18 protein-coding genes (1 of these 18 only partly in view) are annotated in these 17,890 nt (G+C 70.1%); 12 read left to right on the top strand and 6 right to left on the bottom strand.

The features are described from left to right. Positions 1–49: 49 nt before the first annotated feature. A complete protein-coding gene (locus STVA_RS17135; RefSeq protein ID WP_123693836.1) occupies positions 50–1,102 on the bottom strand; it encodes an ABC transporter substrate-binding protein in 1,053 nt (350 codons plus the stop codon). 33 nt (positions 1,103–1,135) lie between these two features. Next, positions 1,136–1,789, bottom strand: coding sequence for a cupin domain-containing protein (locus STVA_RS17130; protein WP_142235796.1), 654 nt, complete (start codon positions 1,787–1,789; stop codon positions 1,136–1,138). A gap of 85 nt (positions 1,790–1,874) precedes the next feature. Here STVA_RS17130 and STVA_RS28395 point away from each other — a divergent pair, with 85 nt between their 5' ends. Both STVA_RS28395 and STVA_RS17125 read left to right on the top strand, forming a co-directional pair. Continuing rightward, the gene (locus tag STVA_RS28395; protein WP_276330469.1) at positions 1,875–1,997 is read left to right on the top strand and encodes a hypothetical protein; all 123 of its coding nucleotides are present in this window, start codon (positions 1,875–1,877) and stop codon (positions 1,995–1,997) included. 88 nt (positions 1,998–2,085) lie between these two features. After that, a complete protein-coding gene (locus STVA_RS17125; RefSeq protein WP_123693841.1) occupies positions 2,086–3,693 on the top strand; it encodes a carboxyl transferase domain-containing protein in 1,608 nt (535 codons plus the stop codon). A gap of 39 nt (positions 3,694–3,732) precedes the next feature. On the opposite strand, the gene STVA_RS17120 is transcribed toward STVA_RS17125, so the two are convergent. Continuing rightward, a complete protein-coding gene (locus STVA_RS17120; protein ID WP_123693843.1) occupies positions 3,733–4,695 on the bottom strand; it encodes an AraC family transcriptional regulator in 963 nt (320 codons plus the stop codon). Positions 4,696–4,853: 158 nt separating this feature from the next. Between STVA_RS17120 and STVA_RS17115 the strand changes: the two genes are divergently transcribed. The 3 genes from STVA_RS17115 to STVA_RS17105 are packed head-to-tail and all read left to right on the top strand — an operon-like array spanning position 4,854 to position 8,687. Further along, complete coding sequence (locus STVA_RS17115; RefSeq protein ID WP_123693845.1) at positions 4,854–7,067, top strand: TonB-dependent receptor; 2,214 nt, start codon at positions 4,854–4,856, stop codon at positions 7,065–7,067. Position 7,068: 1 nt separating this feature from the next. Further along, positions 7,069–7,443, top strand: coding sequence for a hypothetical protein (locus tag STVA_RS17110; RefSeq protein ID WP_123693847.1), 375 nt, complete (start codon positions 7,069–7,071; stop codon positions 7,441–7,443). Next, positions 7,443–8,687 (top strand): RhtX/FptX family siderophore transporter, encoded by a 1,245-nt coding sequence (locus tag STVA_RS17105; RefSeq protein ID WP_123693849.1) that lies wholly within the window; start codon positions 7,443–7,445, stop codon positions 8,685–8,687. Before STVA_RS17110 ends, STVA_RS17105 begins: the two co-directional genes overlap by 1 nt. Here STVA_RS17105 and STVA_RS17100 read toward each other — a convergent pair. Next, positions 8,660–9,331, bottom strand: coding sequence for a glutathione S-transferase family protein (locus STVA_RS17100; protein WP_170216651.1), 672 nt, complete (start codon positions 9,329–9,331; stop codon positions 8,660–8,662). The genes STVA_RS17105 and STVA_RS17100 overlap by 28 nt on opposite strands. 151 nt (positions 9,332–9,482) lie before the next feature. Here STVA_RS17100 and STVA_RS17095 point away from each other — a divergent pair, with 151 nt between their 5' ends. After that, entirely contained in the window at positions 9,483–10,529 is a 1,047-nt protein-coding gene (locus STVA_RS17095) for a fatty acid desaturase (RefSeq protein ID WP_123693853.1), read from the top strand. On the opposite strand, the gene STVA_RS17090 is transcribed toward STVA_RS17095, so the two are convergent. Further along, positions 10,530–11,078: a hypothetical protein gene (locus STVA_RS17090; RefSeq protein WP_123693855.1), complete on the bottom strand. Its 549-nt coding sequence runs from the start codon at positions 11,076–11,078 to the stop codon at positions 10,530–10,532. A 26-nt stretch (positions 11,079–11,104) separates the two neighbouring features. Further along, positions 11,105–11,308, bottom strand: a complete 204-nt coding sequence (gene rpsU, locus STVA_RS17085) for a 30S ribosomal protein S21 (RefSeq protein ID WP_123693857.1) — start codon at positions 11,306–11,308, stop codon at positions 11,105–11,107. Between the two features lie 338 nt (positions 11,309–11,646). Between rpsU and STVA_RS17080 the strand changes: the two genes are divergently transcribed. The 6 genes from STVA_RS17080 to STVA_RS17055 form a co-directional block, all read left to right on the top strand. After that, positions 11,647–12,054 (top strand): hypothetical protein, encoded by a 408-nt coding sequence (locus tag STVA_RS17080; protein WP_197735658.1) that lies wholly within the window; start codon positions 11,647–11,649, stop codon positions 12,052–12,054. A gap of 159 nt (positions 12,055–12,213) precedes the next feature. Continuing rightward, a complete protein-coding gene (locus tag STVA_RS17075) occupies positions 12,214–12,999 on the top strand; it encodes an enoyl-CoA hydratase/isomerase family protein (protein ID WP_123693859.1) in 786 nt (261 codons plus the stop codon). A gap of 18 nt (positions 13,000–13,017) precedes the next feature. Next, positions 13,018–15,030 carry an acetyl/propionyl/methylcrotonyl-CoA carboxylase subunit alpha gene (locus STVA_RS17070; RefSeq protein ID WP_123693861.1) on the top strand — a complete coding sequence of 671 codons (2,013 nt, stop codon included), beginning with the start codon at positions 13,018–13,020 and terminating at the stop codon, positions 15,028–15,030. Further along, the gene (locus STVA_RS17065; RefSeq protein ID WP_123693863.1) at positions 15,024–15,662 is read left to right on the top strand and encodes a glutathione S-transferase family protein; all 639 of its coding nucleotides are present in this window, start codon (positions 15,024–15,026) and stop codon (positions 15,660–15,662) included. The genes STVA_RS17070 and STVA_RS17065 overlap by 7 nt, the downstream gene beginning before the upstream one ends. Beyond that, positions 15,659–16,564 carry a hydroxymethylglutaryl-CoA lyase gene (locus STVA_RS17060; RefSeq protein WP_123693865.1) on the top strand — a complete coding sequence of 302 codons (906 nt, stop codon included), beginning with the start codon at positions 15,659–15,661 and terminating at the stop codon, positions 16,562–16,564. The genes STVA_RS17065 and STVA_RS17060 overlap by 4 nt, the downstream gene beginning before the upstream one ends. Before the next feature lie 97 nt (positions 16,565–16,661). Then, positions 16,662–17,890: the 5' portion of an SLC13 family permease gene (locus tag STVA_RS17055; RefSeq protein ID WP_338092711.1), read on the top strand. 58 nt of this gene lie beyond the right edge of the window; the window shows 1,229 of its 1,287 coding nt (coding positions 1–1,229); it begins with the start codon at positions 16,662–16,664; its stop codon lies off the right edge, out of view.

The following is a 17,890-nucleotide window of genomic DNA, read 5'->3' as shown; positions in this document are numbered from 1 at the left end:
GCCGTTGAGAGTGGATGCCGGGCGGCGCTGCCGCCGCCCGGCGCCGGGCCTACTGCTTGCTCAGCATCCACTTGTTCCAGCGCTCGGCCATCGCCTGGCCGTTCTTGGTCCACCATTCCTGGTCGAGCCAGATCTGCTTGGCGAGGTTGCCCGGCTCCAGCGGCAGGTGGGGCTTCTTGTCGGCGGTGACATACTGTTCCGACAGGGTGTTGGTGCCGGAATAGCCCAGCTTCATGGCGTTCTCGGCCTGCCGCTTGGGGTCGGTCATCATCGCCAGCAGCTTCATGCTCCAGTACTGGTCCTTGGCGCCCTTGGGCACCACCCAGCTGCTCTGCTTCAGGACGCCGCCCTCCCACTCGATGGCGAGCGGCGCCTTCTCCAGGATCAGGCCGTAGAAGCGGCCGTTCCAGCCGGTCGCCAGCACGACTTCCTTGTCGATCAGCATCTGGGCGGGCTGCTGGCCGGTCGTCCACCAGACCGAGATATGGCGGTGGATCTCATCCAGCTTCTTGAAGGCACGGTCGACGTCGAGCGGGTAGAGCTTATCCTTGGCCACGCCGTCGGCCATCAGGGCGGCCTCGAGATTGTCGACCGGGTGGTTGCGCAGCGAGCGCGGCCCGGGGAACTTCTTCACGTCCCAGAAGTCGGCCCAGTTCTTCGGCCCGCCCTTGGGGAAGGCATCGGTGCGATAGGCGATGACGGTCGAATAGCTGCTGGGCGAGAAGACGTGGGTCATCTCCTTGGCCGCCGGCACGAATGTGCTGCGATCGACGATCTTGGCGTCGATCGGCTCGGCCAAGCCCATCTGTGTCACGCGGAAGCCGTCCTGGCCGCCGATCTCGGAGATGTTCCAGGCGATGTTGCCGCTGTCGACCATGGCGCGCAGCTTGCCGAAATCGACCGGGCTGGTGTCGACCACCTTGATCCCCGTTTCCTTCTCGAAGTCTGCCCAGTAGGAGGCGCGCAGCGAGGCCGCCTGCGCGCCGCCCGAGGCGTTGATGACGATCTGGCGCGGCTTGGGCGGCTCCTGGGCGGCGGCGGGCAATGCGGTCAGCGCCAACGTCGAGGCGGCGGCCAGCAGGGCGCGGCGGGTGAGGTTCATCCCTGTCTCCTTGTTGATTGTCGGCTTCATCGTTCAGACTTTCCGCCCGTAGAAGGGCGGGGTCACGGTCCAGAGGACGCGCGCGGTTCCTGGGCCGGGATTGTGGAAGCGGTGCAAATTGTGGCTGGCGAACTGGAAGCTGTCGCCGCGCTCCAGGCGCCAGGTGCGGTCGCCGACCCAGAGGTCGAAGCGGCCTTCCAGCACATGGCCGCATTCCTCCCCTTCATGAGAATAAGGTTCGGCGCCCGAGCCGCCGCCCGGCTCCATGACGATCACCATCATCTCCAAGGCACCGGCCGAGGGCGGCGACACCAGTTCCTTGGCGATGCGCTGCTGGGCGAACTCCACCCGCCGGCACTGGCCCGCCCGCTGCACCACGTCGTCGCCGGTGGCGTCAGGTGTCGCCTGGTCGTCGAAGAACCGGGCGAGCGGCACGCCATAGACGTCGCGCAGACGGCCCAGAGCGCGCAACGACGGCGTCGCCATGCCGCGTTCAATCTGGCTTAACATGCCGACCGACAGGTCCGACCGCTCCGACAATTGCTTCAGCGACAGGCCGCGCTGCTGGCGGAACGCACGCAAGCGCAGGCCGAGCCGCGTTTCGTCGTCGGTGGGAAGGTCGTCGGCCGGCAGGGCGGCGGTCGATCGCGCGATCATGACGGCAGCAAGTTCAATCCAATTGAACATTCATGTCAACCGCGGGTTGGCGGAACCGGCGCGGCGGGGCCGCGTTCAATCCGTATGGCTCCGCAACCCCCGGTCGGAGGATAGAATGACCGCCATCGACTACGGCCACCGTCCCGCATCGCGCTTCGGCGCGCGTCGCACCCCGATCGCGCTCGTCGCCTTCGCTACCGCCCTGCTACTGGCGCTGCCCGGCCTGCTGCTGGTCTGACGGGGCGGGCCAAAGCGTCCACCTTGCCGCCGCCGCCCATGCGGCGGCACACTGGCGCCCTGTCGTGCCACAGCGCCGGGGTCGTCCCATGTCCGTCATCGTCTCGTCCGCCGACCCGCGCAGCGACGGCTTCCGCCGTAATGCCGAGGGGATGGCCGAACAGGTGGCCGATCTCGAGCGGACGCTGGCCCGGGCGCGCGCCGGCGGCGGCGAGAAGGCGATGGCCCGCCATCTGTCGCGCGGCAAGTTGCCGCCGCGCGAGCGGGTGGCGACCCTGCTCGATCCCGGCACGCCCTTCCTGGAACTGGCGCCGCTCGCCGCCTGGGGCATGTATGGCGACGAGGTGCCGTCGGCCGGCATCATCACCGGCGTCGGCCGGATCGCGGGCCAGGAATGCGTCATCGTCGCCAACGACGCGACGGTGAAGGGCGGCACCTATTATCCCCTCACCGTGAAGAAGCACCTGCGGGCGCAGGAGGTGGCGCAGCAGAACCGGCTGCCCTGCATCTACTTGGTCGATTCCGGTGGCGCCAACCTGCCCAACCAGGACGAGGTCTTCCCCGACCGCGACCATTTCGGCCGCATCTTCTTCAATCAGGCCAACATGTCGGCGGCCGGCATCGCCCAGATCGCGGTCGTCATGGGGTCCTGCACGGCGGGTGGTGCCTATGTCCCGGCGATGTCGGACGAGGCGATCATCGTGCGCAACCAGGGTACCATCTTCCTGGGCGGCCCGCCGCTGGTGAAGGCCGCGACGGGCGAGGTGGTGACGGCCGAGGAACTGGGCGGTGCCGACGTGCATTCGCGCATCTCGGGCGTGACCGACCACTATGCCGCCGACGACGCCCACGCGCTTGGGCTGGCGCGCCGCGCCGTCGCCAACCTGAACCGCACGCGGCCGGCGTCGGTGGCGTTGCGTGACCCGGCACCGCCGCGCTACGACCCGGCCGAGATCGCCGGCATCGTCGAGCAGGATGCCCGCCGCCCCTACGACGTGCGGGAGGTGATCGCGCGCATCGTCGACGGCAGCGCGTTCGACGAGTTCAAGCGCCTCTACGGCCAGACGCTGGTGACGGGCTTCGCCCACATCTGGGGCATGCCGGTCGGCATCGTCGCCAACAACGGCATCCTCTTCTCGGAATCGGCCCAGAAGGGCGCCCACTTCATCGAGCTCTGCGCCCAGCGCGGCATCCCGCTGGTCTTCCTGCAGAACATCACCGGCTTCATGGTCGGCCGCAAGTACGAGGCGGGCGGCATCGCCAAGGACGGCGCCAAGATGGTGACGGCGGTATCCTGTGCGGCCGTGCCCAAGCTGACGGTGATCGTCGGCGGCAGCTTCGGCGCGGGCAACTACGGCATGTGCGGCCGGGCCTTCGCGCCGCGCTTCCTGTGGATGTGGCCCAACGCCCGCATCTCGGTCATGGGCGGCGAGCAGGCGGCCTCGGTGCTGGCCCAGGTCCGCCGCGACAACCTGGAAGCGGCCGGCGGCACCTGGCCGGCCGAGCAGGAGGAGGCGTTCAAGGCGCCGATCCGCAGCCAGTACGAGACCCAGGGCCACCCCTACTATGCCAGCGCCCGCCTGTGGGACGACGGCGTCATCGCGCCCGCCGATACCCGCCGGGTGCTGGCGCTGGGCCTGGCTGCCGCCCTCAACGCGCCGATCGAGCCGACGCGCTTCGGCGTGTTTCGGATGTAGGGTCCGAGGGACGCACTGCCCTCGGGCTGCGCGCGTGCGCTACGCGACGGCCGCCCGCACCGCCGACGGCGCCTCGCCATAGCGCTGGCGGAAGGCGCGGTTGAAATAGGAGAGGTCGCCGAAGCCGACCTCGTAGGCGACGGCGCTGATCGGCCGGCGGTCGCCCGGCTGCTCGATCATCCGGCGGGCGGCGGCCAGGCGGCGGTCGAGCACGACGCGCGAGAAGGTGGTCCCTTCTTCCTGCAGCAGGCGCTGGATGTAGCGCGGCGTGACGCCGTGCATGCGGGCGATCATGGCCGCCGTCAGGTCCGGGTGGGCCAGATGGGCGTCGATGTCGGCCTTGATCCGGGCGAGCCGTCTGGCCCGGGCGTCGGGCACCGGCGCCTTCAGGTAGCCGGTGACCAGCGGCAGCAACTCGTTGAAATGCGTCTGGGCCATCTCCGCCTCCTGGACGGAGTGGGGGCCGCGCATCAGCAGATAGGCGCCATAGGTGACCAGCAACTGCAAGGGCGGGAAGTCGCGCGGGATGCTGCGCAGCAGCACCCGGCCAAGCTGGCCATCGGCCATGCGCATGGCCGACGCCGGCAGGCGCGCGCAGTCGATGCGGCCGCCCAGCGGCAGGTCCCATTCATAGGCAACAGATGCCGCCAGGAAAACCAGCTCGCCCGGCCCGGCCGCGACCTCGCGCCCGCCCTGGCGGACGATGAGCGGCCCTTCCATGGCGCGGACCATCAGGATGTCGCCGGCCGGCTCCGCCTGCCCGGGATGGCGCACCGCCGTGCGGCTGCCGCCCAGGAAGCAGGTGGCGACGCAAAGTTGGGACAGCTTGCACAGCATGCCGCGGCTGCAGATCGGGCCAAGCCCCTCGGCCTCGATGTCCACCTCGCCGACGATCTCGGCCAGCAGGCGGCGGAAGGCGCGCTCGCCCTCCGGCACGGCGTGATCGGCCGCGGAATAGTGCATGGCCGCGATGATCGCGGCCGGAGTTCGCTCCAGACCCATTCGTTGACGCTCTCGTCCAAGCTTGCCCAGACACGACGCTTTAGAACAGACCCAGAGCCACCTGTTTAGACGACTTCCCGACCTGCGGCGAGTGCCGATGTCCGCCTGCTCCGGACAAGCGCACCGATCGAGCGGGCCGGGCGGTCAGGAGAAGGTCCATGCGTCGTACCCTGGCGACGGCGAGCAGCCGCGCCCTGCTTCCGCTCGGCCTCGCGGCCGCCGGTTCCCTGCTGCCCTGGGCCGTTGCCGCCCAATCTACCGACGGCGCCATCGCGCTGGATCCGGTGACGGTGACCGCGACCCGCGCCGAGCGCCCCGTCTCCAGCATCCCCGGCTCGGTCCAGATCATCGGGCCGGAGGAGATCCGCGAGCAGGCCGCGATCAGCAGTGATGCCGCCGTGCTGGTGGCCAAGCTGGTGCCGGGGTTCTCGGTCGCCAACCAGACCATCTCCGGCGCGTCGATGACCTTCCGCGGCCGCAGCGTCCTGATCATGGTCGACGGCGTGCCGCGCAACACGCCGCTGCGCGACGTCTCGCGCACCCTGTCGCTGATCGACCTCAACACGGTCGAACGGATCGAGGTGCTGAACGGCGCCAGCAGCCTGAACGGCACGGGCGGCACCGGCGGCACGATCAACTTCATCACCCGCCGCGCCACCTCGGACAAGCCGACCATCACGGCTGGCACCACGCTGCGTGCCTTCACCACCCAGCCGGGCAAGTCGCTGGCGCCGGAGGCCTCGGTCTCGGTTGCCCAGAAGGTGGACAATTTCGACTATCTCGTCTCGGCGACCGGCCGCAAGCAGCGCCGCACCTATGACGGCAAGGGCCGGGAGCTGCCGTCCGACGGCATGCTGGGGCAGGGCGGCGGCGACCGCTACGAGTATGCGAACCTCTACGGCCGCGTCGGCTACCAGGCCGACACCCGGCGGTTCGAGCTGACAGGCGAATGGACCTATCTCGACCAGCGATCCGACTGGTTCACGAACTACACGTCGAGCCCGGCCCGGCCGGATTTCGGCAGCCCCTACCAGGGCAAGTCGCTGCAAGAGGATTCCAAGTACCTGACGGCGCGCTACAGCCAGAGCGACTTCGCGCTGGGCGCGCTCGAGGTGAAGGCCTTCTACAACGACATGGCCAAGCGCTCGCCCTACACCCGCTTCGACGCGCTGGTGAACAATCAGGTCTACTACTCCGGCAACAAGCTGTCGCCGGCGGCCGACTATGCCCAGGGCACGCTGTTCAGCGAGCGGCTGGGCATCAACGTCACCGTCGACACGCCGCTCGATTTCGCTCTGCAGGGCATGCGGCTGAGCTGGGGCGCGGACTACACCCACGACACGACGACCCAGAAGCTGACCAACGGCATCGACATCATCAGCCCGATGAAGCAGCACGGGCTGGCCGCGTTCGCCCAGCTCGACGTGCCGGTGACCGACCGCCTGACCGTGCGCGGCGGCGCGCGCTACGAGAAGTTCTTCCTGACGGTCGACAACTACGAGCGGCCGGCGATCTACTACATCAACCGGGTCTACCCGGCGATCGACGTGATCGGCGGCAAGTTCGACTATGACGCGCTCACCTTCAACCTCGGCGCCACCTATGACGTGACGGCCAACGTGCAGGCGTTCGGCGGCTTCTCACAGGGGTTCTCGCTGACCGACATCGGCGGCTTCACCCGGCGTGCCGGGGCCAACAGCAGTGCCGAGCTGTGCGACGCCTATGGCAGCCTCGTGTGCCCCGGCGCCGGCCTGCCCGACTATGCCGTCAGCTATGCCGACTTCGCGCCCCGGCCGCAGATCGTCGACAACTACGAGATCGGCCTGCGCGGCAAGTGGGCCAAGGTCGGCGGCTCGCTGTCGGCCTTTCTGTCCACCTCCGACGAGGGCGTGAACTACGACGTCGCCTCCAACCGCGTGTCGCAGCAGAAGGAGCGGATCTGGGGCTTCGAAGGCACCGGCTGGTGGCACGTCACGGACCAGCTCACCTTCGGCACCATCCTCTCCTACCGCGAGGGGCGCTACGACCGGGACGGCAATGGCAGCATCGACTCCTGGCTGCCCAACAACCGCATCGCCACGCCCTGGCGCGGCCTCGTCTATGGCACCTACGTCTTCGACAACGGCCTGAACCTGCGGCCGGAGCTGGAGTTCTTCTCCGGCCGCGACCGCACCGGAGAGGCGTCGGAGATCGACGGCGCGGTGCTGGTGAACATGCTGGCCAGCTTCCCCGTCGGGCCCGGCAGCGTCACGCTGGGCATCCACAACCTGTTCGACACCGACTATGTGAACCCGACCGCGACGGCGACCCGCACCATCGGCATCAACGGTTTCGGCCGCATGGTCTCGCTCGGCTACAAGGCGACCTTCTAGGATGATCTTGCTGGAGATCGACCAGGACGGCATCGTCCGCCTGGCCCTGCGCCTGCCGCAGGAGGAGGCGGACGAGGGCCGCTATCTGGATGCCCTGCGCACCATCGGCGAACTGGAGCGCCCGTTCGCCCTGCTGGTCGAGATCGCCGGCTACCGCCACCTGACCCGGGAGGGGGAGGTGGCGCAGGCCGCCTGGGCCAAGGCGACGCGCAGCCACCTGAACCGGATGTGCCGGGGCCTTGCCATCCTGCGCGAGAACCCCGACCCGCGGACATTGTCGTCCTTCCAGCGCTTCTGGTCCTTCCCGGTGCAGGTGACCGCGGACCGGGCGGGGGCGCTGGCCTTCCTGCGCGGTCATCTGGCGGCGGCGGGGTGATGGCAGCCGCTGCCGTGGTCACGGTCCGGCGGCGCCAGCCGCTGCGCCTCTTCGCCGTCCTGGCCGGGCTCTACCTGGCCCAGGGCATCCCGGGATACCTCCTGGTAGCGGCGGTGCCGCCGATCCTGCGCCAACTGGGCGTGTCGCGCACGGCGATCGGGCTGCTGGCGGTCCTGATGATTCCGCTCACCATCAAGTTCCTGTGGGCGCCGCTGGTAGACCGCGTCCGGCCCATGGCGATCGGCCACCGCCGCGGCTGGATCCTGCCGACGCAACTGGGCACCGTCGTCGCGATCGCCGCCCTGGCCCTGGTGCAGCCCACCGACCTCGGCTGGATCTTCGCCATCGGCCTCGTCATTGCCATCCTGACCTCGACCCAGGACATCGCGACCGACGGCTATGCCACGCTGGCGCTGCGGGCGGAGGACCGTGCCGTTGGCAACGCCATCCAGGGTGGGGCGGTCGCCGCCAGCGTCATCGTCGGCGGCACCGGATCGCTCATCCTCTACAAGCATTTCGGCTGGCAGACGATGGTGCTGGCGATGGCCGCGATTGCGGCCCTGCCGCTGGTCGCGATCGTCTTCATGCCCGAGGATGCGGACACCCGCAGCGGCGCCGCAGCCGGGCCGCGCCCGTCGCTGCGGCGCTTCCTGCGCCAGCCCCAGGCCGTGACGGTGCTCGTCGTGGCGCTGACCTATCGCGCGAGCGAAGGGCTGGTGAAGTCGATGGAGGGGGCCTACCTCGTCGATGCCGGCCTGCCCCTGTCGGCGATCGGCTATCTGAGCGGCATCTCGGCCACGACGGCGGGGCTGGCGGGCTCGGTGGTGGCGGCCATCCTGGTGCGGCGCACCGGCACCAGCGGCACCCTGGCGCTGCTGGGCGTGCTGCGCACCATCTGCTTCCTGATGTTCTCGCTGCACGCGCTGGGCCAGATGGGTGGGCTGTGGGCGCTGCTGGGGGCGGCCGGCTTCCAGACCATGATCCGCTACATGGAGATCGTGGCGCTCTACAGCCTGTTCATGTCGGTTGCCTCGAAGGACCAGCCGGGGACGGACTTCACCATTCTCGCCTGCGCCCAGGTCATCGTCTATCTGGCGGGATCGGCGATGGCGGGTGCCATCGCCGACCGCTTCGGCTATCCGGCCCTGTTCCTGTCGGCCACGGTCATCTCGGGTGCCGCCGTGTTCCTGACCGTGGCACTGCTGCGCCGGCTAGATCAGCCCTCGCGCCAGTGCGGCGGATAGGTCCGCTCGTAGCCGGGCAGGGCCTCGATGCGCGCGACCCAGGCGCCGATGTTGGGATAGTGCGCAGACCAGGGCAGCAGCGGCAGGTCGAGCGCCTTGGCCGCCGGCTTGCCGACCGCGCGCTCGATGAACTTGATGTGGGGGAAGGCGGCAAGGTCGGCGGCGCTCGGTCCCGCACCGCCGCACAGCCAGTCGCGGCCGGCCAGCCCGGCCTCGAACTGCTCCAGTTCGGCCTGCAGCTTGGGCAGGGCGGCCGCCACTTCGCCCGGCACGTCGTCGCCGGGCTTGCCGAAGACGAGCGGCCGGGCGAACGCATTCACCGGGTCTTCCAGCTCGTAGATCACCCGGCTGGTCCATTCCCACACGGCCGTGCGCTCGTCGATGCTGTCGCCGAACAAGGACGGCCCGGTCGCCAGACCGTCGATGTAGTGCATGATCGCCATGGACTCGGTGACGACGCGGCCGCCGTCCTTCAGGACCGGGACCTTGCCGCGCGGGTTCATCGCCAGGAAGGCCGGTGCCTTGTGGTCCTTGGCCTGGAAGGACAGCAGGTGCGACTCGTAGGGCACGCCCTTCAATTCGGCTGCCAGCAGCACGCGCCAGGCGTAGGGGCTGCCACTGCCCCAGTGGATTTCGACGGTCATCGGATGGATGGTCCTCTCCCCGGCAGGCGGCGGAATGCAGCCGATCGGCATTCCCGCGCCATCCGTCCTGCTTATGAAGTATGCTGCCTGCCATCGGACAAGGGCGGTGCCACGATCATCGGCCGCCGGGTCCGGGATCGGATGACAATCCATGGATGCAGCGACGAAGGCCGGGACCCATCCGGCACTCGACCTCCAGCCGTTCCGAGCGCCGGTCCTGCGGCGCAGCCTCGCCCAGGTGGCGACCTCTTTTGGCGGTTTCCTGCTGCTGCTGGCGGCCATGTACTGGCTGGCCGGGGCCTATCCGGCGGCCTGGCCCATCCTGCTGCTGCTGGCGGTCCCGACGGCGGGCTTCCTCGTGCGGATATTCATCATCCAGCATGATTGCGGGCACGGCGCCTTCTTCCGCTCGCGGCGGGCGAACGACTGGCTGGGGGCCGTGTGCGGATTGTGCACGATGACGCCGTACCGCATGTGGCGCCGCCAGCATGCCGGCCATCACGCGGTCTGGAACAACCTCGACCGGCGCGACAGCGGGCTCGACATCTATTCCTCGTGCCTGACCGTGGACGAATATGCCCGCCTGGGGCCGCGCGCCCGGCGCAACCATCGGCTGCTGCGGCACCCGCTGGTTGCCAACCTGCTGCTGCCGCCGATCGTCTTCCTCGTGCTCTACCGCCTGCCGTTCGACGCGCCGGCGGACTGGCGGGCCGAGCGGCGGGGCGTCCACGCCACCAACCTGGCGCTGCTGGCGGTGCTGGGGGCGGCGGGGATGGCGTTCGGCTTCGGCCGGGTGGCGCTGGTCCACCTGCCGGTGATGGTGGTGGCCTCGATCGTCGGGGTCTGGCTCTTCTCGGTGCAGCACCGCTTCGAGCGCACCCTGTGGGCGCGGGGGCGGGACTGGACGGCGCGCGACGCGGCGGTGGCGGGCTCGTCGTTCCTGCGCCTGCCGATGGTGCTCCGCTGGTTCACGGCCAATATCGGCTTCCACCACGTCCACCACCTGAACCCGCGCATCCCGAACTATCGGCTGCGCGCGTGCCACGAGGCGAACCCCGCCCTGCACGGCGTCGCCACGCTGTCGCTGCGCGACGGGCTCGGCGCCTGGCGCTATGCGCTATGGGACGAGGCGGCGGGACGGATGGTGCCGTTCGCCGCCGTCCGGCCGGCGCCGGTCATGCCGGCGGCCGGCGGATAGTCAGGACCAGCTTCGGCCGCTGCCGGCGCGGCGCGGGAAGGCCGGCGTCTCGTCGAGCACGTCCGGCCGCTGCTCGACGATCAGCGGGTGGTCCTCGGGCAGCAACGTGTCGCCGGGACGCGATGGCGGGGTCTTCGGGCGGCGCCCGACGACCTCGATCAGCTTGCCCTCGGCGACCAGTTCGGCTACCCGGGCGACATCGCGCGCCTGGGCCGCCTGGGCATGGACGAAGGCCGTGTCGGGCTGCAACGGCTCTGGCGGGCACAGCAGGATCGGATGGCAGGAATCGCTCGCCGTCACGACGAAGAAGCCGCCCACCCGTTCCTGGATCTGGTCGCCCGCATTGGTGCGCGTGCGCCAGCACACCGGCTCGCGCAGCCGCTGGCTGTTCGGCCCGGCACTGGCGAGTGCGCCCGAATTGTCGACCCACACGGCGCTCGGGCGCCGTCCGATGACCCGGAACAGCTCGATCGCCGCCGGGGCCTCGAAGGCGCGGGACGGCCGGGGCTGGATCGCACCGCGGCCGCGCGGTTTCGGTGGGGGAGCCATGCCGGCGGCCTCCTACCGACCGCGGCTCAGTAGCCCTCGCGCTCCAGACGCTTGCGCAGGGCCTTGCGGCGGCGACGAACGCCTTCCGCCTTTTCCCGCGCGGCGCGCTCGGAGGGCTTCTCGTAGGCCCGGCGCTGCTTCATCTCCCGGAAGACGCCTTCGCGCTGCATCTTCTTCTTGAGGACGCGAAGGGCGCCGTTGACGTCGTTATCCCGAACAAAAACCTGCATGTTCGCCTTTCTGTCGGCGCCGCCATCGGCGACGCAGGCGCCCGGCGGGCGCCCGGTAGGTGGGGCATCGATCCTGGGGAAGGACGCCGGCGGGAACGGGTGCCCCGCCATAGGGGTGCAACGGATCGAACAGCCACGGAGATACCGACCGCGGACCTGTCACCCGAAGCTGGCGCAGCATGTGGCACGTCGCCGCCGCGGTTGCAAGCCGAACCCGCAATTCCAGGGGCCGGCCCGTGCAATCGCCCGGCGATCGGGGGCGCGCCGCCACGCCCGGTCGCGACGGCGCCGGGTGCGCCTTGCCAAATAGTACCATAAGTACCAGCCCGCGGCGTGCTATGATCGCCGACGTAGATGCGCACATTCTACTTGATGCTTTTTTTGAAGGATTGCAGATGATGAAGACTCCCGACTGGGTTCGTCCTGGTGTCTATGGTGCCTTTATCGGTGCCGTCGCGGTCGCGATCGTGGGTTTCTCTTGGGGCGGCTGGGTGACCGGCGGCACGGCGCGCCAGCAGGCGACCGACCGTTCCGACACCGCCGTGGTATCGGCCCTGACCAACATCTGTGTCGACCAGTCGAAGCGCGATCCCCAGGTGGCCGAGCGGGTGACCGCGCTGAAGGCAGCCTCCTCCTATGGCCGGGCCGATATCGTGATGAAGAACGGCTGGGCGACCATGCCGGGCAGCAAGGATCCGAGCCGCCAGGTCGCATCGGCCTGCGGCGACAAGATCGCCGCCGGCTGAACCGGCGCCGGTTCGTCGCCCGCTCTTGACGCGTCATCCTCTTGACGCGTCCCCCTTGGGCGAACATCGTCCGGGGCGATCGAGGGCGGGTGGCACCGGTGGACGGCGCGCCGGCCCGACGATCGAGGGTTTCTCCCTTGTCGAAGGGCAAGCGCAGCGATGGCCGGCACCGTCCTCGTCTCCGTCAGCGGGCATGTCGCCCGCGTCACCCTCAATCGGCCCGAGGTGCATAACGCCTTCGACGACCGGCTGATCGCCGAGCTGACCGGCATATTCGAGCGGCTGGCGGCCGACCCGGCCGTGCGCGCGGTGCTGCTGTGCGCCAACGGCCGCAGCTTCTCGGCCGGCGCCGACCTCAACTGGATGAAGCGCACGGCCGGATACTCCGAGGCCCAGAACCTCGGGGATGCGCGCGCGCTCGCCCGCATGCTGCGGACCCTGGATGGCCTGCCGCAGCCGACGGTGGCGCTGGTCCAGGGGCCGGCCTATGGCGGCGGAGTCGGGCTGGTCGCCTGCTGCGACATCGCGGTCGCGGTGCCGGAGGCCGCCTTTTCCCTCTCCGAAGTGCGGCTCGGCCTGCTGCCGGCCGCCATCAGCCCCTATGTCGTGGCGGCCATCGGCGCCCGCCAGGCGCGGCGCTACTTCCTGACCGCGGAGCGCTTCGACGCCGGCGAGGCGCGACGAATCGGCCTGGTGCATGAGATCGCCGCCCGCGAGGAACTGGAAGCGACCGGCCGGCGACTGCTGGAATCGCTGGCCCAGGGCGGCACCCTGGCCCAGGCGGCCTCCAAGCGGCTGATCGCGCGGGTGGCGGGCGCCCCCGTCGACGATGCCCTGGTCGAGGACACGGCCGGCCGCATAGCCGGCCTGCGCGCGGGCGAGGAAGGGCGGGAGGGCGTGGCCGCCTTCCTGGAGAAGCGGCGCCCATCCTGGCGCCCGGCCTGATCGACCGTGGCCGCCGACATGTTCCGCTCGGTCCTGGTCGCCAATCGCGGCGAGATCGCCTGCCGGGTGATGGCGACGGCCCGGCGCATGGGGCTGCGCACCATCGCCGTATATTCCGAGGCCGACCGCAACGCCCTCCACGTCCGCGTGGCCGACGAGGCCTGGCCGATCGGGCCCGCGCCGGCGCGCGACAGCTACCTGTCGATCCCGGCCCTGGTGGCGGCGATCCGGGCTTCGGGGGCAGAGGCCGTCCATCCCGGCTATGGCTTCCTGTCCGAGAACGCGGACTTCGCCGAGGCGGTGGCCGCCGCCGGCGCCGTCTTCGTCGGCCCGCCGCCGGGTGCGATCCGCGCCATGGGCTCCAAGAGTGCCGCCAAGGCTCTGATGGAGGCGGCCGGCGTTCCGGTGGTGCCTGGCTATCATGGCAGTGACCAGAGCCTGGCGGTGATCGCGGCCGCGGCCGAAGACATCGGCTATCCCATCCTGGTGAAGGCATCGGCCGGCGGCGGCGGTCGCGGCATGCGCGTGGTGGAGCGGCCGGACGACCTGGCGGTTGCCATCGAGGGGGCGGCGCGCGAGGCAGCGTCCGCCTTCGGCGACGGCCGCCTGCTGATCGAGAAGTACCTGACCCGGCCCCGCCATATCGAGATGCAGGTCTTCGCCGACGGCCACGGAGCGGCCATCCACCTGTTCGAGCGCGACTGTTCCATCCAGCGCCGCCACCAGAAGGTGATCGAGGAGGCGCCGGCACCCGGCATGACCGCCGAACGCCGACAGGCCATGGGGGCGGCTGCGACGGCCGCTGCGCGCGCCATCGGCTATCGCGGCGCCGGCACGGTAGAGTTCATCGCCGAGGGCGAGCAGTTCTGGTTCATGGAGATGAACACCCGCCTGCAGGTGGAACACCCGGTGACCGAGATGATCACCGGGCTCGACCTCGTCGAATGGCAGCTGCGGGTGGCGGCGGGCGAGCCCTTGCCGCTCGGCCAGGCCGATCTGGCCATCCACGGCCATGCCGTGGAGGCGCGGCTCTATGCCGAGGACCCGGCCCATGATTTCCGCCCGGCCACCGGTCGGCTCGCCCATCTGCGGCTGCCGGTGGCGGGCGAGGGCGTGCGGGTCGATGCCGGCGTGGCCGCGGGCGATGCGGTCTCGGTCCACTACGACGCCATGATCGCCAAGATCGTCGCCCACGGCCGCGACCGTGGCGAGGCGATCCGCCGGCTGGGGGCGGCGCTGGCGGCGACCGAGATCGCCGGGGTCACCACCAACCGGGATTTCCTGGTGCGACTGGTCGGTCATCCGGCCTTTGCCGCAGCCGAACTCGACACCGGCTTCATTGCCCGCCATGCCGGCGACCTGCTGCCCGCGTCTGACCCGCCCGCCCGCGAGGAGGTGGCGGCGGCCGTCCTGCACGTGTTGCTGTCCGAGCAGGCGGCCGCGGCGGCCGATCCGTCGCCCTGGGCGATGCGCGACGGCTGGCGGATCGGCGAGCGGGCCCGCCGGCGCATCCTGTTGCAGGATGGCGACGAGCGGGTGGCCGTGGATGTCGTCTATCGCGAGGACGGCTGGCGGCTGGAGATCGGCGGGCAGGGCGGGGAGGCGACCGCGACACGGGGGCTCGACGGTCGCTTGGCCATCACGCTCGATGGCCGGCGGCTCAGCCGGTCCGTTGTCGCGACCGGAGACCAGTTGCATGTCTTTGGCCCGGCCGGGTCTCGGCGCTTCGTCGTCATCGACCCGCTGGCGCCGCCGGCTGCCGCAGAGGCCGGCACCGGCCGGCTGACGGCACCGATGCCGGGGCGGGTGACGCGGTTGCTCGTGGCGGCCGGCGATGCCGTGGCGCGCGGGCAGGCCCTCCTGGTGCTGGAGGCGATGAAGATGGAGCATACTATCCGCGCGCCGGCCGACGGCGTGGTCGGCCGGCTGCGCTACGGCGAGGGCGACCTGGTGGACGAGGGCGCCGAACTGGTCGAACTGGCGGCGCCGGATTCGGCGACCGATGCGTCAAACGGGGGCGGGGCGTGCTGACCCTGTGGGGCAATCTCGACTCGGGCAACGTCTACAAGGTGCGCCTCCTTTGGTCGTGGCTGGGCTTGGCCCATCGCCGGGTCGACGTCGCCCAGACCCGGGGGGAGCCCTCGACCGCAGCCTTCCGTGTCCTCAACCCGATCGGCAAGGTGCCGGCGGTGCAGCTTGAGGATGGCCGGCTGCTGGCGGAATCGGGTGCGATCCTGCAATTCTTCGCCAACGGCACGCGCTACTGGCCGGACGCGGCCTGGGACCAGGCGGAGGTGCTGCGCTGGATGTTCTTCGAGCAGTACAGCCACGAGCCCTATATCGCGGTGAATCGCTATCTGCTCGCCTATGCCCCCAGCCGCGACGCCTTCGACGACGAGCGGGTGCGCCGCAACCACCCGCGCGGCGTCCAGGCACTGGCGGTGATGGAAGAGCGGCTGGGCCGGGCCCGCTGGCTGGTCGGGGATGCCCCGACGATCGCCGACATTGCGCTCTACGCCTATACCCATGTGGCGGCCGAGGGGGGCTTCAGCCTCGACGGAATGCCGGGCATCGCCCGATGGATGGCGCGGCTGGAGGCGCTGCCGGGGCACATCGGGCTGCTCCAGGAATCGGCCGTCGAAGTCGTGGGGTTTTCAGCATGATGCTGCCGAAGTCTGTACGGATGGTGGAGGTGGGGCCGCGTGACGGCCTGCAGAACGAGGCCCAGCCGGTGCCCGCCGCCGTCAAGATCGCCCTGATCGACGCTTTGGCCGATGCCGGGCTTGCGGTCGTCGAGTCCGGCAGCTTCGTGTCGCCGAAGTGGGTGCCGCAGATGGCCGATACCGCGATGGTGCTGGCCGGCATCCAGCGGCGACCGGGGGTGTCGTATCCCGTTCTGGTGCCGAATATCAAAGGCTTGGAAGAGGCATTTAAGTCCGGAGTGGAGGAGGTCGCGATCTTTGCCGCGGCCTCGGAATCCTTCGCGCAGCGCAACACCAACTGCTCCATCGACGAGAGCTTCGCCCGTTTTGCGCCGGTGGCCGAGCGTGCGCTGGCAGCCGGGCTGCGGGTGCGGGGCTACATCTCCTGTGTCGTCGCCTGTCCCTATGAAGGCCCGGTGGCGCCGGCCGACGTGGCGATGGTCGCGGACCGGCTGGCGGCACTCGGCTGCTACGAGGTGTCGCTCGGCGATACCATCGGCGTCGGTACGCCGGCCCAGGTGCTGGCGATGCTGGATGCGGTCGCCCCCCTGGTGCCGGTCGATCGCCTGGCGGTGCATTTCCACGACACCTATGGCCAGGCACTGGCCAACATCCTGGCCTCGCTGGAGCGCGGCGTGGCCGTCGTCGACAGCTCGGTCGCCGGGCTGGGCGGCTGCCCCTATGCCAAGGGGGCGACCGGCAACGTCGCCAGCGAAGACGTGCTGTATCTGCTGAACGGTCTCGGCATCTCGACCGGGGTCGACATCGACCGGCTGGCCGCTGCGGGCGACCGGATATCGGCCCATCTCGGGCGTCCCAGCGGGTCCCGCGTGGCCCGCGCATTGGCGAGCAAACGTCATTAGCCGTCTTCTGCTTCCCGGCCGCGTCATCCCGTTCCTGGCGGTACTGGCGCTCATCATCGCGTTCCTGCCGCCGCCTGTCGGGGCCACGGCCGCCACCATGCATGCGGGCGCGCTCGCCTTCTTCACCATCGGCCTGTGGGCGACGGGCGCCATGCCCGAGCACGTGACGGCGCTGCTGTTCATGACGCTGGCCGTCCTGCTGAAGGTGGCCCCGCCCGGCGTTGCCTTCGCCGGGTTCGAGGCGACGGCCATGTGGCTGGTCTTCGGCGGCCTCATCATCGGTACGGTGATGCAGCGAACGGGGCTGGGGGAACGGCTGGCCGTCGCCATCCTGCCCCTGTTCGGCGCGTCCTATACCCGGGCGCTGGCCGGCGTGGCGGCCGTCGCGGTGGCCTTGGCCTTCGTCATGCCATCCACAATGGGGCGCATCATCCTGCTGATGCCGGTCATCCTGGCGCTGGCCGACCGCATGGGCTTCGTGGAGGGGCGGCCGGGGCGTACCGGCATGGCGGTCACGCTCGCCATTACCAGCTTCATGGTGCCCTGCACGATCCTGCCGGCCAATGTGCCGAACATGGTGCTGGTGGGGGCGGCCGAAGCCCTGCACGGCGTCACGCTCACCTACGGGCAGTACCTGAAGCTGCATTTCCCGATAACCGGCCTGCTGAAGGCGGTCTGCATCGTCCTGGCCGTGCGCATGCTGTTCCGCGATCGCCCGGTGGCGCCGGCGCCGCTGCCCGGGCGTGGGCCCATGAGCCTGGACGAGAAGAAGTTATCGGTCATCCTGGCCGTCGCCCTCGGCTTCTGGGTGACGGATTTCCTGCACGGCATCAATGCCGGCTGGATCGGCATGGCGGCGGGGGTGGCGTGCCTGCTGCCCGGGATCAACCTGCTGCCCGCACCGGCCTTCGCCAAGGAGGTCAATTTCGCATCGACCCTGTATGTGGCGGGGATCCTCGGCCTCGGCACCATGGTGGCGCAAAGCGGGGTGGGGGCCCTGGTCAGCGGCGGGCTGCTGTCGATCCTGCCGTTGCAGCCGGGGGCGGACTTCACCAATTTCGTGTCGCTGTCGGCCTCGGCTGCGTTGCTGGCGCTCGCGACGACCTTTCCGGGCGTGCCGGCGGTGATGACGCCGCTGGCGACCGACCTGGCGGCTGCCTCCGGCCTGCCGTTGCTGACCGTGCTGATGACGCAGGTGATCGGCTTCTCGACCGTCATCCTGCCCTACCAGGCGCCGCCGATCGTGGTCGCCCTGCAACTGGGCCGCGTGCGCATGGGGCAGGCGGCGCGCGTCTCGCTGGCCGTCCTCGTGCCGACCATATTGCT

It is taken from the genome of Stella humosa, assembly GCF_006738645.1.
GTDB classification, from domain to species: Bacteria; Pseudomonadota; Alphaproteobacteria; order ATCC43930; family Allostellaceae; genus Allostella; species Allostella humosa.
Note: the sequence above shows the minus strand (reverse complement) of the source record. Positions and strands in the feature narration are given on the sequence as shown.

What these genes read in the sequence shown, in the direction of transcription:
- STVA_RS17135 (WP_123693836.1), bottom strand. Translation starts at nt 1,102, where the DNA reads ATGAACCTCACCCGCCGCGCCCTGCTGGCCGCCGCCTCGACGTTGGCG.
- STVA_RS17130 (WP_142235796.1), bottom strand. Translation starts at nt 1,789, where the DNA reads ATGTTCAATTGGATTGAACTTGCTGCCGTCATGATCGCGCGATCGACC.
- STVA_RS28395 (WP_276330469.1), top strand. Translation starts at nt 1,875, where the DNA reads ATGACCGCCATCGACTACGGCCACCGTCCCGCATCGCGCTTCGGCGCG.
- STVA_RS17125 (WP_123693841.1), top strand. Translation starts at nt 2,086, where the DNA reads ATGTCCGTCATCGTCTCGTCCGCCGACCCGCGCAGCGACGGCTTCCGC.
- STVA_RS17120 (WP_123693843.1), bottom strand. Translation starts at nt 4,695, where the DNA reads ATGGGTCTGGAGCGAACTCCGGCCGCGATCATCGCGGCCATGCACTAT.
- STVA_RS17115 (WP_123693845.1), top strand. Translation starts at nt 4,854, where the DNA reads ATGCGTCGTACCCTGGCGACGGCGAGCAGCCGCGCCCTGCTTCCGCTC.
- STVA_RS17110 (WP_123693847.1), top strand. Translation starts at nt 7,069, where the DNA reads ATGATCTTGCTGGAGATCGACCAGGACGGCATCGTCCGCCTGGCCCTG.
- STVA_RS17105 (WP_123693849.1), top strand. Translation starts at nt 7,443, where the DNA reads ATGGCAGCCGCTGCCGTGGTCACGGTCCGGCGGCGCCAGCCGCTGCGC.
- STVA_RS17100 (WP_170216651.1), bottom strand. Translation starts at nt 9,331, where the DNA reads ATGACCGTCGAAATCCACTGGGGCAGTGGCAGCCCCTACGCCTGGCGC.
- STVA_RS17095 (WP_123693853.1), top strand. Translation starts at nt 9,483, where the DNA reads ATGGATGCAGCGACGAAGGCCGGGACCCATCCGGCACTCGACCTCCAG.
- STVA_RS17090 (WP_123693855.1), bottom strand. Translation starts at nt 11,078, where the DNA reads ATGGCTCCCCCACCGAAACCGCGCGGCCGCGGTGCGATCCAGCCCCGG.
- rpsU (WP_123693857.1), bottom strand. Translation starts at nt 11,308, where the DNA reads ATGCAGGTTTTTGTTCGGGATAACGACGTCAACGGCGCCCTTCGCGTC.
- STVA_RS17080 (WP_197735658.1), top strand. Translation starts at nt 11,647, where the DNA reads ATGATCGCCGACGTAGATGCGCACATTCTACTTGATGCTTTTTTTGAA.
- STVA_RS17075 (WP_123693859.1), top strand. Translation starts at nt 12,214, where the DNA reads ATGGCCGGCACCGTCCTCGTCTCCGTCAGCGGGCATGTCGCCCGCGTC.
- STVA_RS17070 (WP_123693861.1), top strand. Translation starts at nt 13,018, where the DNA reads ATGTTCCGCTCGGTCCTGGTCGCCAATCGCGGCGAGATCGCCTGCCGG.
- STVA_RS17060 (WP_123693865.1), top strand. Translation starts at nt 15,659, where the DNA reads ATGATGCTGCCGAAGTCTGTACGGATGGTGGAGGTGGGGCCGCGTGAC.